General features: G+C 42.5%; 18 protein-coding genes and 1 riboswitch. Of the genes, 14 read left to right on the top strand and 4 right to left on the bottom strand.

The annotated features are described in order from the left end of the window. Positions 1–47 precede the first annotated feature (47 nt). Complete coding sequence (locus ABIB39_RS12845) at positions 48–1,001, top strand: D-2-hydroxyacid dehydrogenase (RefSeq protein WP_354430554.1); 954 nt, start codon at positions 48–50, stop codon at positions 999–1,001. 117 nt (positions 1,002–1,118) lie between these two features. On the opposite strand, the gene ABIB39_RS12840 is transcribed toward ABIB39_RS12845, so the two are convergent. Further along, positions 1,119–1,634 (bottom strand): hypothetical protein, encoded by a 516-nt coding sequence (locus ABIB39_RS12840; RefSeq protein ID WP_354430553.1) that lies wholly within the window; start codon positions 1,632–1,634, stop codon positions 1,119–1,121. A 327-nt stretch (positions 1,635–1,961) separates the two neighbouring features. Here ABIB39_RS12840 and thrS point away from each other — a divergent pair, with 327 nt between their 5' ends. The 4 genes from thrS (at position 1,962) to rplT (ending at position 5,165) form a co-directional block, all read left to right on the top strand. Then, complete coding sequence (gene thrS, locus ABIB39_RS12835) at positions 1,962–3,887, top strand: threonine--tRNA ligase (protein WP_354430552.1); 1,926 nt, start codon at positions 1,962–1,964, stop codon at positions 3,885–3,887. 1 nt (position 3,888) lies between these two features. Further along, positions 3,889–4,455 carry a translation initiation factor IF-3 gene (gene infC / locus ABIB39_RS12830; RefSeq protein ID WP_354430551.1) on the top strand — a complete coding sequence of 189 codons (567 nt, stop codon included), beginning with the start codon at positions 3,889–3,891 and terminating at the stop codon, positions 4,453–4,455. Positions 4,456–4,543: 88 nt separating this feature from the next. Next, a complete protein-coding gene (gene rpmI / locus ABIB39_RS12825; protein ID WP_067059792.1) occupies positions 4,544–4,744 on the top strand; it encodes a 50S ribosomal protein L35 in 201 nt (66 codons plus the stop codon). A gap of 76 nt (positions 4,745–4,820) precedes the next feature. After that, positions 4,821–5,165 (top strand): 50S ribosomal protein L20, encoded by a 345-nt coding sequence (rplT, locus tag ABIB39_RS12820; protein WP_067059791.1) that lies wholly within the window; start codon positions 4,821–4,823, stop codon positions 5,163–5,165. A gap of 80 nt (positions 5,166–5,245) precedes the next feature. Here the strand turns inward: rplT and ABIB39_RS12815 are convergent, their stop codons facing one another. Next, positions 5,246–6,145 (bottom strand): SRPBCC family protein, encoded by a 900-nt coding sequence (locus ABIB39_RS12815; protein ID WP_354430550.1) that lies wholly within the window; start codon positions 6,143–6,145, stop codon positions 5,246–5,248. A 110-nt stretch (positions 6,146–6,255) separates the two neighbouring features. Continuing rightward, positions 6,256–6,463: riboswitch (cobalamin riboswitch) on the top strand. Positions 6,464–6,568: 105 nt separating this feature from the next. On the opposite strand from ABIB39_RS12815, the gene ABIB39_RS12810 reads away from it, so the two are divergent. From ABIB39_RS12810 to ABIB39_RS12795, 4 genes are all read left to right on the top strand, one after another. Then, complete coding sequence (locus ABIB39_RS12810; RefSeq protein WP_354430549.1) at positions 6,569–8,614, top strand: TonB-dependent receptor plug domain-containing protein; 2,046 nt, start codon at positions 6,569–6,571, stop codon at positions 8,612–8,614. 12 nt (positions 8,615–8,626) lie between these two features. Beyond that, positions 8,627–9,688, top strand: coding sequence for a YncE family protein (locus tag ABIB39_RS12805; RefSeq protein ID WP_354430548.1), 1,062 nt, complete (start codon positions 8,627–8,629; stop codon positions 9,686–9,688). A gap of 51 nt (positions 9,689–9,739) precedes the next feature. Further along, the gene (locus tag ABIB39_RS12800; RefSeq protein ID WP_354430547.1) at positions 9,740–10,306 is read left to right on the top strand and encodes a DUF6580 family putative transport protein; all 567 of its coding nucleotides are present in this window, start codon (positions 9,740–9,742) and stop codon (positions 10,304–10,306) included. 91 nt (positions 10,307–10,397) lie between these two features. Next, entirely contained in the window at positions 10,398–11,087 is a 690-nt protein-coding gene (locus ABIB39_RS12795) for an SIR2 family NAD-dependent protein deacylase (RefSeq protein WP_354430546.1), read from the top strand. Between the two features lie 299 nt (positions 11,088–11,386). On the opposite strand, the gene ABIB39_RS12790 is transcribed toward ABIB39_RS12795, so the two are convergent. Both ABIB39_RS12790 and ABIB39_RS12785 read right to left on the bottom strand, forming a co-directional pair. Beyond that, positions 11,387–11,635 carry a hypothetical protein gene (locus tag ABIB39_RS12790; protein ID WP_354430545.1) on the bottom strand — a complete coding sequence of 83 codons (249 nt, stop codon included), beginning with the start codon at positions 11,633–11,635 and terminating at the stop codon, positions 11,387–11,389. Further along, the gene (locus tag ABIB39_RS12785; RefSeq protein WP_354430544.1) at positions 11,632–12,345 is read right to left on the bottom strand and encodes a DUF3291 domain-containing protein; all 714 of its coding nucleotides are present in this window, start codon (positions 12,343–12,345) and stop codon (positions 11,632–11,634) included. Before ABIB39_RS12785 ends, ABIB39_RS12790 begins: the two co-directional genes overlap by 4 nt. Positions 12,346–12,420: 75 nt before the next feature. On the opposite strand from ABIB39_RS12785, the gene msrC reads away from it, so the two are divergent. From msrC to kynU, 5 genes are all read left to right on the top strand, one after another. Next, positions 12,421–12,903: a free L-methionine (R)-S-oxide reductase MsrC gene (gene msrC / locus ABIB39_RS12780; protein ID WP_354430543.1), complete on the top strand. Its 483-nt coding sequence runs from the start codon at positions 12,421–12,423 to the stop codon at positions 12,901–12,903. Continuing rightward, positions 12,896–13,546 carry an alpha/beta fold hydrolase gene (locus tag ABIB39_RS12775; protein WP_354430542.1) on the top strand — a complete coding sequence of 217 codons (651 nt, stop codon included), beginning with the start codon at positions 12,896–12,898 and terminating at the stop codon, positions 13,544–13,546. Before msrC ends, ABIB39_RS12775 begins: the two co-directional genes overlap by 8 nt. A 2-nt stretch (positions 13,547–13,548) precedes the next feature. Then, positions 13,549–14,151 carry a DNA-3-methyladenine glycosylase gene (locus tag ABIB39_RS12770; RefSeq protein ID WP_354430541.1) on the top strand — a complete coding sequence of 201 codons (603 nt, stop codon included), beginning with the start codon at positions 13,549–13,551 and terminating at the stop codon, positions 14,149–14,151. A 49-nt stretch (positions 14,152–14,200) separates the two neighbouring features. Further along, positions 14,201–14,701 (top strand): pyridoxamine 5'-phosphate oxidase family protein, encoded by a 501-nt coding sequence (locus ABIB39_RS12765; protein WP_354430540.1) that lies wholly within the window; start codon positions 14,201–14,203, stop codon positions 14,699–14,701. A gap of 102 nt (positions 14,702–14,803) precedes the next feature. Next, complete coding sequence (gene kynU / locus ABIB39_RS12760) at positions 14,804–16,090, top strand: kynureninase (protein ID WP_354430539.1); 1,287 nt, start codon at positions 14,804–14,806, stop codon at positions 16,088–16,090. The last annotated feature ends 6 nt before the right edge of the window (positions 16,091–16,096 follow it).

Below are 16,096 nucleotides of genomic sequence, written 5' to 3'. Positions count from 1 at the left end.
ATCCTCTTTTCCTAACCTCTGGTCTCTAACCTCTAATCACAAACAAAATGATCAAAATATTAGCTAACGACGGTATCGACCCAATTGGTAAAAAAATGTTGGAAGATGCCGGATTCTTTGTAGAAACAAATAACATCCCGCAGGATGAATTACCTGTGCGTTTACAGGAGTTTGATGCTATTACCGTACGCAGTGCTACCAAAGTGCGCGCTGCTTTAATTGATGCCTGCCCTAACCTTAAGCTTATTGGCCGTGGTGGTGTAGGTGTTGATAATATTGATGTTGACTATGCTAGAAGCAAAGGCCTGGGCGTGTATAACACACCTGCCTCGTCATCATTGTCTGTTGCCGAACTGGTTTTCGCGCAATTGTTTACAGGCGTGCGTTCGCTGCACGATAGCAACCGCAAAATGCCCCTTGATGGTGGCACCAAGTTTAACGATCTTAAAAAAGCTTATGCCAAAGGTGTTGAGCTGCGTGGAAAAATATTGGGTATTGTAGGCTTTGGCCGCATTGGACGCGAGGTTGCTAAAATCGCGATAGGTGTGGGTATGGACGTTATCGCTTATGATCTATTCCCGTTCAACCCCGAGGTTGAAATTGTTCTGGGTACAGGCGGTACTAAAGTTAGCGTAACTGTCAAAACATCAACACTTCACGAGATCATCAAAACTGCTGATTTTATTACCTTGCATACGCCGTTTATCGATAAAGCCCTTATTGGTGCCGAAGAATTAACGCAGATGAAAAAAGGTGTTCAATTGATCAATATTTCACGTGGTGGTTTAATAGACGAGTTAGCTCTGATCAAGGCGCTTAACAGCGGCCAGGTATCATACGCTGCGTTAGATGTGTTTGATAATGAGCCAACCCCTCGTGCCGAGATCTTATCTCATCCAAAAATTTCGCTTACCCCGCACATTGGCGCCGCCACAAACGAAGCCCAGGAGCGGATAGGTGTTGAATTGGCAAGTCTAATTATCGGCCACTTTAATAAATAATATTGCCAATAAACGATAACTCATATTTAAGCCCCTTGCAAATAGCGAGGGGCTTTTTTGATTAGGGAGCTATAATTTAATAATGGTTAAGTGTTTGAGTTTGTGGTCAGCTGAAAACTATTTCCTATCTATATCTAAAAGCTCATCTTTTTTATATAAATCCTTTATTTCGCTTATGGTAAAAAACCTTTCCTCGGTATCGTACTCCTTATTCTTAAGATCATCCAAACCGGTTTCGCCGTCTGTTTGAAACTTATTGTTTACAAAAAATACACTATCTCCATGTATGCCTGTAACTTTCGAAAGACTGTAAGCGTTATTCGCCAGTTTTAAATGGAGCACATCATTCTTTTGCAGCGCGGGGATCATCTTGGTTATCCGCTCGGCGTTTTGCTTTTCATGGATAACAACGAAAATAGAAATCGCGATGATGACGGCAATGCCAGAGAAAGTCCACAATGGAATTTTTGTGTCAGATCTCATGTCCTCGTAACTCAGCTTCAACATCGGCGTCATGTTTTTTAACGCCAAAACCTGCTGGCAGTGTGTGCATTGTGATACGCCTGTTTTACCGATCGGAAAAAAAGGGATCCAAAAGATGTGTGCCCATTTTTGCGCAATATTCATTTGCATACTGTTGAGGGTATTGCAATTAGGGCAAGGTTCTGCTATATATTCCGTTTTAATAATTTTGGATCTGGTGCCGTAAATGATCATGTGGTGTAAGTGTTATTGTTGTGATGGTTCTTATTTGCAATGAAAATACTTAAAAAAAGCCGTAGCTCGAAAATCTAACAAGCGATTTGATGCGGGTTTGATATCCGTTGCCCGTCTTTATCAAAAAGCACAATTTACTTTCCCTGTATAAATAAAATCCTATTTTTGCGCTAAGTATAGATCGCGTTAGTATGCGATTGGTTATAATTCACTTATTATTAAAAATTTAAATCATAGTTGTAGATGATTAGTATTACACTTCCTGATGGTTCCGTTCGAGAATACGACAAAGGGATCACTTCCATGCAGATAGCGCTGTCTATCTCCGAAGGTTTAGCACGTAACGTATTGGCAGCCGAAGTAAACGGCGAGGTTTGGGATGCAAGCCGCCCTATCGAAGAAAATTCGGCAGTAAAGCTTTTAACCTGGAACGATGCCAAAGGTAAATCAACCTACTGGCACTCATCTGCCCACTTACTTGCCGAGGCTTTAGAGGCGTTATACCCGGGTACTAAGTTTGGTATCGGCCCGGCTATCGAAACCGGCTTTTATTACGATGTTGACTTTGGCGACGAGCCATTCTCGTCAGACGATTTCAAGAAAATTGAAGATAAGGTTATTGAGCTTGCTAAAACCAAAAGCGAATATATCCGCAAACCGGTTAGCAAAGCCGATGCTATTGAATATTTTACCGAAAAAGGGGATGAGTATAAGCTCGACCTTTTGAAGGACCTGCCAGATGGCAGCATTACGTTTTATACACAAGGTAACTTTACCGACCTTTGCCGTGGCCCGCATATTCCTAACACAGGCAGCATCAAAGCTGTAAAGCTGATGAGTGTTGCCGGTGCTTACTGGCGTGGCGACGAAAGCCGTAAACAGCTTACACGTATCTACGGTGTTACTTTCCCTAAGGCGAGTGAGTTGACCGATTACCTGCACCTGATTGAGGAAGCAAAAAAACGCGACCACCGTAAATTAGGTAAGGAATTAGAATTATTCGCGTTTAGCGAAAAGGTAGGCATGGGCTTGCCATTGTGGTTGCCAAAAGGTACTGCCTTGCGCGAACGCTTGACTAACTTCCTGCAAAAAGCACAGGCAAAAGCTGGTTACGAGCAGGTTATTACACCGCATATCGGCCATAAAAACCTTTATGTAACATCGGGCCATTATGAAAAGTATGGTGCAGATTCATTCCAGCCGATAAAAACCCCGCAGGAAGGAGAGGAGTTCTTCTTAAAACCGATGAACTGCCCGCATCACTGCGAAATATATAAAACAAAACCACGCTCATATAAGGACCTTCCGGTTCGTTTGGCAGAGTTTGGTACCGTTTACCGTTACGAGCAAAGCGGCGAGCTGCACGGCTTAACCCGTGTACGTGGCTTTACACAGGATGACGCCCACTTGTTCTGCCGTCCTGACCAGGTTAAGGAAGAGTTTAAAAAGGTTATCGACCTTGTATTATATGTGTTTGCTGCTTTGGGTTTTGACAGTTATACTGCACAGGTATCACTACGCGACCCTAATAACAAAACCAAATATATTGGAACCGACGAGAACTGGGCTTTAGCCGAAAGCGCTATCATCGAGGCTGCTGCCGAGAAAAACCTGACCACCATTGTAGAATATGGCGAAGCGGCTTTCTATGGCCCTAAGCTGGATTTTATGGTGAAGGATGCCCTTGGCCGTAAATGGCAGTTAGGAACCATACAGGTAGATTATAATTTGCCAGAACGTTTCGAACTGGAATACACCGGCAGCGATAACCAAAAACACCGCCCGGTAATGATCCACCGCGCACCATTTGGCTCGCTTGAGCGCTTTGTTGCCGTATTGATAGAGCATTGTGCCGGTAACTTCCCACTTTGGCTGTCGCCTGAGCAATTTATTATCCTGCCCATATCTGAAAAATATGAAGAATATGCAAAAAAACTTTCAGATGAGTTAAAAGATTCCGATATTTGCGGGCTGATTGACTTTAGAGATGAGAAAATCGGTCGTAAAATACGCGACGCTGAAGTTAAAAAGATCCCATATATGCTTATTGTGGGCGAAAAAGAGGCTGCCGAAGGGTTGGTTTCTGTACGCAAACATGGCACCGGCGATCTGGGCAGCATGAGTATTGAGGATTTTAAACAACAAATAATTAAAGAAATAACAGTATAACTTGGCTTTAAACAAACCTTTCAACAGAGGACCAAGGCTTCCATTTAAGAAAAAAGAAGCCGAACACAACATCAACCAGTTTATTAGGGCACAGGAAGTGCGCCTTGTAGGTGACAACGTTGAGCAGGGTATATTCTCGTTAAGAGATGCACTTGCCATTGCTCAGGAACAAGAACTTGACCTGGTTGAGATTTCTCCAAACGCAGTACCTCCCGTTTGTAAAGTAACCGATTACAATAAATTCGTTTACGAGCAAAAGAAGAAGCTTAAAGAGATCAAAAGCAACGCCAAGCAAACCGTTATTAAAGAGATCCGTTTCGGGCCTAACACTGATGACCATGACTTTGAATTTAAATTAAAGCATGCGCAGAAGTTTTTGGAAGCTGGCGAAAAAGTAAGGGCTTACGTACACTTTAAAGGCCGTGCAATTGTTTACAAAGAACAAGGCGAGATATTATTGCTGCGTTTTGCACAGGCATTAGAAGATTTAGGTAAAGTAGAGCAATTACCAAAGCTGGAAGGTAAACGTATGTTTTTAACGCTTGCTTCAAAAGCGCAGAAAAAGTAATAATTAAGGCAGGTGCGTTGGTATGCAGCTGCAATTAAAATAAAACGTTGAGATAACGTAAATCATCTAAAAACAAATAAATAGAGTTATGCCAAAAATGAAAACCAATTCCAGTGCAAAAAAGCGCTTTAGGCTTACTGGAACCGGTAAAATTGCCAGAAAAAACGCATTCAAAAGCCACATCTTAACCAAGATGTCGACTAAACGTAAGCGTAACCTTAGTCACACCAGCTTGGTATCTAAAGCTGACTTAGGCAACGTTAAACGTATGCTTTGCATAGGCAAGTAATCAAACAAATTTTTTAACCAGGTATTAGAGTACAGAAGCTTCCGAGAGGGACACTCACTACCAAAAACAACACAACATGCCACGTTCAGTTAACGCAGTCGCGTCGAGAAGACGCCGGAAAAGGATCATGAACCTCGCCAAAGGTTATTGGGGTTCAAGAAGCAAGGTTTACACCGTTGCTAAAAACACAGTTGAAAAAGGTTTGCAATACGCATACCGTGACCGTAAGACCAAAAAACGCGAGTTTAGGGCTTTATGGATCCAACGTATCAACGCAGGTGCACGCCAGCACGGTATTTCTTACTCTCAATTAATAGGTAAGTTAGCCGCAAAAGAAATTGGTTTAAACCGTAAGGTATTAGCCGATTTAGCGATGAACCACCCTGATGCTTTCAAAGCTATCATTGATGCTGTAAAATAATAACATCATACTTCATAAGAAAAGGCCTTCTGATTATTCAGAAGGCCTTTTTTGTTTATAAACTTGTAGTGTGATAACAACTACATTACCGCGTTGTCAGCACCGCTGTTAGGTTTGTTTTCAATCGGCTCAATATGCGAGCGATAGGGGGATATTGGTTCGTTAGTGTCATTAGATGGGGTATATTCCGACGCATCATCTTCTATAATAGTTTCTTCTATCACAATAGCTACGGGTTCGGCATAGTCGTTATCATTTATGTACGATACATCCGAAGCGATGCCTCCATCGATATCCATATATTGTTTAAAGTTGCGTACATCGCTATCGACCATGCTTTTAAATACAGGGTTAAGTATATGTGCGATGCCACCTCCAAAACCACCTGCAGGCGGGCGGTAGCTAATAATAATATCCACTAAAGTGCCACTGCCATCCACGCTATCCTGAAAACGTACTTTACCGGCATTGTCTATCAACGAATCTGGTATCGAACTCCAGCCGATGCTGTAACCCGGCTCATCACGAACGATCTCGGCATCCCAGCTTACTTTAGCAGAACCTATAGGGAGTTTTAATACCCAGTGAGACCGTTTATTGTCAATAACATCCACACTCTCCAGGTGTTTCATAAATAGGGGCAGGTTATCCAGCTTACGCCAAAAATCGTAGACTTCTTGCCTTGGCTTATCAATGTGGTATGATGTGCGGATGTTCACGTTCACGGGTTCAGTACTGTTGCGGCCCATGCGCGAGTATAATTCGCAATGGCCGGTAAGCCCGCGGTTTAGCAGGTAACCGCCCGCGCCAAGTTTGATGATACTGGAAAATGGGCTTTTGAACAATCCCTTAAAACCAGATAAAGAAAGTTTAATGCCTGTTGCTATAGATATGGTACGCTCGGCGGTAGACAAGTTTAAACTTGGCTCCTGGTTTTCGGCAGGTCCGCGGTACCTGTTTTGCATTGCTGATGTTGTCATGTTAAATACGTTTGTAATTATTAAACACGTTAACTTACAGCGGGTTTTCTTTAATTGAAATTATTTTAACCGGCAATAATAATTGCTTTGGCTGTTACAGTTTCTAATGCTACATTTGCAGCGCTTTAGGTTCCTGCCTGTGAAGCATTTTACAGCAGGATTAAAAGGGAATACAGTGTAAATCTGTAACTGTCCCGCAGCTGTAAGCTCCGTTTAACCAATGTCCGTTCAAAATTGCCACTGTGCCGGGTTTCCGGGATGGGAAGGCAGGGCAAAAGGGGAGCAAGTCAGAATACCTGCCTCAGCATCATATTATTCATAGCTTTCGGGGATTGAAGCTTGGGTGTGAATGCTCTTCATAAGGCGGTGTATTTCCATTCCTATATTTTTCCTTTTTGCGGGCTGTGATGTTTTAACATCAGCATGGTAAACGGTTACTTTGATATTTTCAGGTCAGCAACGTTCCCGGTAATAGGGAAATGGGGATGTCTTGTGTGTATCTGTCTGTTTATTTCAAATGCTATTTTAGCGCAAAGCGATACCACCAAAAAACTAAAAGAAGTGGCGGTAAAAGCCACTCCAGTGCCTAAAGTGCAATTACCTATCCCAACACAACAGGTTACTAATAAAGACTTCGCCAGATACAGCGCATTCAATATTGCGGATGCGGTTAAAAGTTTTTCGGGGGTTACGGTAAAGGATTACGGGGGTATTGGTGGTTTAAAGACAGTTTCGGTAAGGGGTATGGGGGCTAATCACACAACGGTATTGTATGACGGCGTACAGATCAATGATGCGCAAACCGGCCAGGTTGATCTTAGTAAACTAAATCTAAACAACATACAGCAAATCACCCTATACAACGGCCAGCCGATAGATATTTTACAACCGGCACGTAGTTATACTTCTGCAAGCGTACTTAGTATACAAACCATAAAGCCAGATTTAGCAGCGAATAAACCATATCAGCTACTATTTGGCTTAAAAGGAGGGAGCTTTGGGCTAATAAACCCATACCTGCAATGGCAGCAACGCCTAAGTAGCAACTGGCAGGTTATTGTAAATGCTTATACCGAAAATGCCAACGGGCGATATAAATTCCACAACAACGTTAACGGGCCCGATACGGTGCGCACACGAACCAATGCAGACATTACCGCACAACAAGTTGATGGCGCTTTATATTGGGCTAAAAACGACAGTAGCAAGTTTAACATGCATGTTAATTACTATCATTCGCAACGTGGATTGCCGGGAGCGGTTATTCAAGATAATCCTGTGCCGTCACAAGATAGGCTGTGGAACCGTGATTTTTTTATACAAGGCGGTTATAGGCGTATTTGGAAAAACGGGTTGAGTTTTTTGATAAATACCGAATTAACAGAAAATCACCTACGGTACTTAAACCCAAATTTTTTAAATGTGCAGGGTCGGTTGGACCAGCAATTTACTCAGCGCGAGTTTTACCAGTCAGCGGCACTTTCCTGGCAAGTTAATGCTAACTGGCAGGTATCTTACGCTACCGACGTGGTTGTTAACCATCTTGATATCGATTTTAATTATCCTTACCCGCAGTTCACTTATCCAACAAGGATGTCGTTGTTTAACGTACTCGCAAGTAACTTCAATATAGGAAGGCTAAAGCTTCAGGGTAGTTTATTGAATACCAACATAACCGAGACTGTTAAAACCGGCAGAGGTGCGCCGGCGCGAAATAACTTTTCGCCAACGATAATGACCGCTTTGCAGCCGTTTAAAAACTCCAATTTTAACATCCGGGCTTTTTACAAACGCATCTTCCGCAACCCTACGTTTGACGACCTGTATTACGGCGGCATCGGCAACCCAAACCTAAAACCCGAATACACCAATCAGTATGATGCCGGCTTAACCTATACTAAAGCGCTAAACGGCTTTTTCGAGTACCTAACCTTTACTGCCGACGCCTATTATAATGATGTGACCAATAAGATCGTATTTATCCCGAAGGACGCTTATAATGGGTCTATTCAAAACTTTGGTAAGGTTGATATGGAGGGACTTGATGCCGGGGTGAAAACGCAGGCTACTATCGCTGCAAATTATAAAGCATCGCTGTTTATAAATTACAGTTATTTACAGGCACTCAACGTAACCGATGCCACCTCATCGGTGTATTTAAATCAGTTACCCTACACGCCTAAAAACACCTTATCTGTTAATGCAGGTGTTAACCATGGCGCATTCGGCATTTATTATAACCAGGTTTACGCTTCCGAAAGGTACTACACAAATAATAATTTGCCTGCCGACCGCATACCGGGATATTCTGTTAGCGATGCCTCAATTGTTTATCATAAAGCTTTTAGAAATAGAGCATTACAAACATCAATGGAAGTAAATAATCTGTTCAATAAAAGTTATTTTATCGTGCAGAGTTACCCAATGCCTGGCCGTTCGGTACGTTTATCAATTCAAATTACAATTTAACACAACATCGATATGAGATCATTTAAACTAAAAAATCTAATCATTCTATCCGTAGCAATAGCAGCACTATCTGCCTGTACAAAGGACCGCATTGACGTTACACCCGACAAGCCCACAGCCGAACGGGCAGGCGTGTATATTTTAAACCAGGGCAACTATGGCGCTAACAACAGCACCCTGTCTTTTTACAATTACACCACCAAACAGCTTACCAGCGATTTTTACGGTAACGCTAACCCCGGCAAAAAAATAGGCGACACCGGGAATGACGTGGGCATATACGGGTCAAAAATGTACATCATCGTAAATAACTCAAGCAATATTAAGGTGGTAGACGTAAAAACCGGCGTACTCATCAAAGAAATTGCGCTAAACCAATGCCGTAACGTTGTATTTTACAAGAGCAACGCATTTGTAACATCATATGACAACAAAGTGGCTGTTATTGATACAGCATCATTAACAATCACTAAAAATATCACCGTTGGCCGTAACCCAGAGCAGATGGTGATATCAAATAGCAAGCTATATGTTGCCAACGCGGGCGGTTTAAGTTCTGGTAACCCAGACAAAACAGTATCTGTTGTAGACTTGACCTCATTTACCGAAACTAAAAAGATAAATGTTATTGAAGACCCTGTATCAATGACCGCTGATACTTATGGAAATGTTTACGTACTGTCGTTAGGTAACTTTAATGATATTGCACCCGGGCTAACCATTATCGATAACAAAACCGACTTGGTAAAATCAAAGCCTGCGGTCGCCCTGGGTTACAATATCCCGATCGTGGCCCTTGGTGATTTTGTATATTACCCTACCGCCGACAATAAAATTGCCGTTTATAACGCCAAAACACAAAAGCCAGAAAGAAATAATTTTGTAACCGATGGTACAATCTTCGCCAGCGCGTTTGCCCTTGCGGCAGATGAACTTACCGGTGAAATATTTGTTACCGATGCAAAAGATTTTAACTCGAACGGCACGTTAACCGCTTTTGACAGGAACGGAAAAAAGGAATATACGATAGCTACAGGTATAAGCCCGGGAAGGGTGATATTGGTTAATAAATAGCATTTTATATTACAGGGTATTATCAATAAATTTGCGCTACAGTAACAAAATATGTCATTACAGAAAACCAATACCCGTACAACAGTACTTATAACCATGGTGCTTGCTGCCATTGCAATGCGTATTGTTAATACTCAAGTGCCCGCGTTAAGCAACTTTACACCGGTTGGTGCGGTTGCCTTATTTGGCGGCGCGTATTTTACCGATAAATGGAAAGCTTACCTGGTGCCATTATTGGCACTGTTGATTAGCGATGTTGTTATCAACTATATCTATGCTGGTAAGTTTACATTTTACAGCAGTTCGTTATTCATGTATGGCTGTTTTATGCTGATGACATTTGTTGGTACACTTATTAAAAAAGTAAACCTGCTTAATGTAGCTGCAGCGTCTATTGTAGCTGTTTTGGTCCACTGGTTAGTTATGGACTTGCCATTTGTTTACGGCATTCCAAATAACTGGGCCAATTACGGTATGTTGTTGGTTAAAGCAATATACCCGTTCGAAACTAACATGCTCATTGCTGATGCTATTTATGGCGCCATTCTTTTCGGTGGGTTTGAACTGGCAAAAAGCAGGTACGAAGCACTTAGCGGTAAAAGGCAACTGGCTTTGTAGGTTTATAATACGATATACAAAAGCGGTTGGCCATTGGCTAACCGCTTTTTTTGTGCCCATTTTATAATATTTGATTTTAGAGAACCTAATTATGAAAAGAGTAGTAGTACTTACCGGCGCGGGAATAAGCGCTGAGAGTGGCTTAAAAACCTTCAGGGATAGCGATGGGCTGTGGGAGGGATATAACATTGAAGACGTAGCCACGCCTGGGGCTTGGGAGCGTAACCCAGAGATGGTACAGCATTTTTATAACGAGCGCCGGAAATCTGTTTTAGCGGCAGAACCCAATGCCGCGCATTATGCCCTTTCTAAATTGCAGGAGCATTACGATGTTACCATCATCACCCAAAATATAGATGACCTGCACGAAAGGGCGGGCTCAACCAACGTTATGCACCTGCACGGCATCATCACCAGGTCGCAATCGAGCGTCAAGTCAAACCTAACCTATCCTATCGAAGGATGGAAGATCAAGATGGGGGATAAGTGCGAACTGGGGTCGCAACTGCGTGCCCATGTGGTATGGTTTGGCGAGGCTGTACCAATGATAGAAAAGGCTGCCAGGATCTGCGCTAATGCCGAAATTTTTATTCTCGTTGGCACCTCACTCGCGGTATACCCCGCGGCCGGTTTGATCAACTATGTACAACGCGATGTAACCCAATATATCATCGACCCAAACATACCCACGGCAAGCAATAAACGTATTGTAGAAATGCCGTACAAAGCAACGGTAGGGGTGCCTTTGCTGGTAGAAGAATTAATGAAAAATAAGTCATAAAGAAAGCCGCAATTCGCGGCTTTTTAAATTCACCATTGGCGGCGTTCATATCTCAAATAACATGATAATCTCCCATAATTTAACCCCAAATATTATTCTGTTTTGATTTTTTTATTTACTTATATAATTTATATTCAACGTTTTATGAGTTTTACCTTACAGGGGTGTTAGTTATCACTTAATGATGAAAACACAATATAAAACTATTCATACTTAAATGTTTACCAAATTAAATTTTGTTATCATATTTTGTAAAATACAAAAGACTATTTTACAATTACTTATGAACTTTATATATACTAATAGTTACACCTGTAGTAACTCTCTCTAAAGTTTTTGCCCATTTCTATAAACCGTGCCGAAACTGTTTTTAAAAAGGCTTCGTCAAGCAATTCAAAAACGCTGTTTACACCCTCGGTCAGATCCATTTCCGGGATTTTGTAAGTTTGTTCCAATGTGCCTTGTTCTATCTTCACAATAAACTTTTGGTTCATGCTCAGGATAGATATTTTAAAATCGGGATGGGGTAATTCTGCTATTATTCTCATGATGTAAATTCTTGTTTTAACAACGCTCTTAATGGATCTTCTCCGTTGATGGTACCGGTGGTTTCGATGATGCGGAACCGGGCGAAAAGTTCCTCGCTATACCAACCCTCGCTGCGTGTTTTTTTGATCACTTCGGCGTGTTGTTTACTGCCATAGGCAAAGGCCTTCATGTGTTCCATGCTTTCCCAAAACGAGAAGGTTGCCTGCCGGTAAATGGGCGCTTCGCCAACGCCGAATGAGGTTATATAGCCAGGTGCACCAACCATTAGGTTTGCTACCTCATCCACATGCGACCAAAAGTTTTTCAACCTGCTCATCTTAATAGTTGCCCTTGTAAGTACCGCCATTGGCCCGTCTTCAATTTTGACAGTGGGTTTGCCAAAGGGTTCTTTGCCGTCCCACTTGCCGTGGCTTTGTACCGGTTCACACAAAAGCGTCCAACTCTCAGTGCCCAGGGTTTGCCACCATTTGCTTACAAACGATGTTTTGGCGAAACTGTCGTAAGCTTCACGATTATCCCATACTGCTAAAAGCCCCCATTGCTGCCAATCCGGTTGCAGGTCGAATGTGCCGTTACGGCCACTACCCAATAACTTCCAAAAGCTACAACCATTCTGTAGCATCATGGGCAGGCGGTGTACAGCCATGGCCAGCAGGGCAAACGGTATAAAAGCTTTCCGGTAACGTACTATGCTGAGGCTAACGATCATCTGTTTGCGAAAATAAAATATTAAATATGAGATTTGGCTTATTTACTTTCAACACAGGCATATTACATTTGCTTTATGGCAGAGGACTTACAAATCACGACATCAGCAAGTAAAGAGGAGCAATACAGATCGCTCATCCCACAAATAGCAGCTTTATTAGATGGCGAAACCGACCTGGTGGCAAACCTGGCAAACATCGCCGCCGCATTAAAAGAGCAATTTAAATGGTTTTGGGTTGGCTTTTACCTTGTAAAGCAGGATGAATTGGTTTTGGGGCCGTTCCAGGGCCCGGTAGCCTGTACCCGGATCGCTAAAGGCCGTGGCGTTTGTGGTACCTCTTGGGCCAAAGCTGAAACATTGATAGTGCCTGATGTAGAAAACTTCCCGGGGCATATCGCGTGTAGTTCGTTGTCACGGTCCGAGATAGTATTGCCACTGATTCATCGTGGTGAAGTAGTAGGTGTACTTGATGTAGATAGTTCGGAACTGAACCAGTTTGATGCAGTAGATGCCAAATACCTTAATGAAATTATCTCATTAATAAAATTTAATGCATAAAGTATATTTAATAGCCGGATTGGGTGCTGACAGCCGCTTGTTTAAGAATATTAAATTGCCTGCAGGTTATGAAGCAATATTTGTAGATTGGTTTGTTCCGAAACTTAATGATACTTTAACTACTTATTCTCAAAGTATCATAAATCAATATCATATAGGAGATAAAGCAATTGTAATTGGTGTTTCGCTTGGTGGGATGATCTCTGTGGAGATCGCCAAACAGGTGAAGCTGGATAAGGTCGTATTAATCTCAAGTATCAAGACAGATAGCGAAGCGCCGTGGTATTTTAGTTTTTTCAGGAACCTGCCTGTATACAAAGCCATCCCCGGTAAACTGATGACGCATCTGGGGTTTTTAATAAGGGGAATGTTTGGTAAGATGAGTTCCGATGACTTGGCGTTATTTAAAAGCATGTTGCGTAACTCGTCGCCTGTGTTTATAAAATGGGCTATGCGCGCGGTATTGTATTGGAGAAATGATATGGAGGTTTCAAACCTGTATCACATAATTGGCGATAAAGACCTTGTTTTCCCTCACCAAAACATTAAAAACCCTACAGCGGTTATAGTAGGCGGCACGCATATAATGGTGTTTGATAGGGCCGATGAAATCAACACCTTGCTTGCCGATATCTTAAAATAACAATGAAACTACCTGACAGCTATTACCATAACCCCGATGTAGTGGCGATAAGCCGCGATCTGATCGGTAAATATCTTTTCACCAATATAGAGGGAGAACTAACCGGTGGGTATATTGTTGAAACAGAAGCTTATGCCGGCGTTAACGATAAGGCCGCACACTCTTACGGTGGCCGGGTGACCCCGCGCACACAAACCATGTACATGCAAGGCGGGGTATCATATGTGTACCTGTGCTATGGCATCCACGAAATGTTTAACGTGGTGGTATCAGAAGAAGGGCACCCGCATGCTATTTTAATTAGGGCAGTGCAACCAACTGATGGTTTGGATGTTATGATGTGTAGGCGCAATATGGAAACACTTAAACCCAATATTACCAAAGGACCGGGGTCTGTTGCTAAGGCGTTGGGCATCTCCCGCAAAATAAATGCGGTTAGCTTGCAAAGCGATGTGATTTGGATAGAAGACAGGGGGCTAACCTTCCCTGATGAAGAGGTTGCTGCAGGCCCGCGGATAGGGGTTGATTACGCGGGTGCTGACGCTTTGCTGCCATATCGTTTTTATGTAAAAGGAAATATTTATGTAAGTAAGCCCAACAAATAATTTTTTTGTTGGTTTAATCTTCACATTCTGATAACAATTAAAACACACGATGAGCAGCGATTGGTCAAAAACAGAGAGCCTGAAATATTTACAGGATAAAGTAAAAGAGGTAAGAACAGCTATGCTTACCACATATAATGAAGAAAAAGGTTTTAACAGCAGGCCGATGGGCACTGCCGATATTGATGATGAAGGCAACATTTGGTTCTTTACCAACGAATATTCGCCAAAGGCAAGTGAGATCTCGGTAGAGAATACGGTTTCGTTAACTTATTCTGATATTAAAAACCACACTTATTTGAGCATTGTGGCCGAAGCATCTTTGGTAGACGATAAAGCCAAAATGAAAGAATTGTGGAACCCGTTTATACAGGCATTCTTCCCCGGGGGATTGGATGACCCAAAACTTACCTTGCTTAAAATTGTGCCTACCGATGCCGAATATTGGGATAGCAGCAGTAGCAGTATGGTGGTTTTGTTCAATATGCTTAAAGCCAGGCTAACCGGAAAGCAATATGACGAGGGTAAACATGGAGATATAGCTTTATAATATTAAATTAATTAAAATTATTCGGGCAAGGCCACAAAGATATCTTTGTGGCCTTGTTATTTAATTAATTTTTAGAAACAGCTTTTTTTGTAATATTGGCTAATGATTTATCACGACACCTTAGCTTTTGCCCTTCAACTTGATGAGCAGGACGTTTTACAAAGCTTTCGCGACGAGTTTTTGATCCCTAAGCATAATGGCGAAACTGCGGTTTACCTATGCGGTAATTCTTTGGGTTTACAACCCCGCTCAGCCAAAAAATATGTGCAGGATCAGCTCGACGCATGGGAGAATAACGCTGTAGAAGGCTGGTTTATGGGCGATGAACCATGGCTCAAATACCACAAGTCTTTACTCGGCCCGTTATCAAACATCTTGGGTGCCAAAGAAACCGAAATTACGGTAATGAACTCCCTTACAGTAAATCTTCATTTACTGATGGTAAGTTTCTATAAACCAACTGGTAAAAGGTTCAAAATACTGATGGAGGCAGGCGCTTTCCCGTCAGATCAATATGCCATGGAAAGCCAGGTTTGTTTTCATGGTTTCGACCCGAAAGATGCCATTATTGAGGTATCGCCACGCGCCGGGGAAAACACTTTACGTACCGGAGATATCCTTAAACAAATAGCTGATAATGCAGATCAGTTGGCGCTGGTAATGTTCAGCGGGATCAATTATTATACAGGTCAGTTTTTTGATCTGGAGGCCATAACTAAAGCAGGGCATGGCGCGGGTGCTATAGTTGGTTTCGACCTTGCGCATGCAGCGGGTAACGTACCGCTAAAACTCCATGAATGGGATGTAGATTTTGCCTGCTGGTGCTCATATAAGTACATGAATTCGGGCCCCGGTGGTATCAGTGGGATATTTGTGCACGAAAAGCATTTTGATGACACTACGCTAAACCGCTTTGCCGGATGGTGGGGGTATCGAAAGGATAAACAGTTTTTAATGGCCCCCGGCTTTGAGGCAGAAAACGGTGCAGAAGGATGGAATGTAAGCACAAGTCCAATTATACTAATGGCCCTGCATCGCGCATCGCTTGAACTGTTTGAAAATGTTGGAGGTATCAAGGTGTTGCGTGCCAAAAGTGAAACGCTTACCGGTTACCTGGAGTATCTGATAGGCGAGGTAAATAAAAAATACGGCGAAGATGTTTATCAGATCATCACACCAACGGATAAAACACAGCGGGGCTGCCAGCTATCGGTATTTTGCAAACGCGATGCCAGGGCGATTTTCAATTACCTGGCAAAAAACGGCGTAATTGGTGACTGGCGCGAGCCCGATGTGATCCGTTTAAGTCCGGTGCCGCTTTACAATTCTTATGTTGATATTTACAAAGCTGCAGAGTGCTTGTTTAAGGCCCTGCAAGCTGTTAAATAATATAGA

Origin of the sequence: Mucilaginibacter sp. UYP27 (assembly GCF_040547175.1) — a bacterium.
Taxonomy (GTDB): domain Bacteria; phylum Bacteroidota; class Bacteroidia; order Sphingobacteriales; family Sphingobacteriaceae; genus Mucilaginibacter.
Note: the sequence above shows the minus strand (reverse complement) of the source record. Positions and strands in the feature narration are given on the sequence as shown.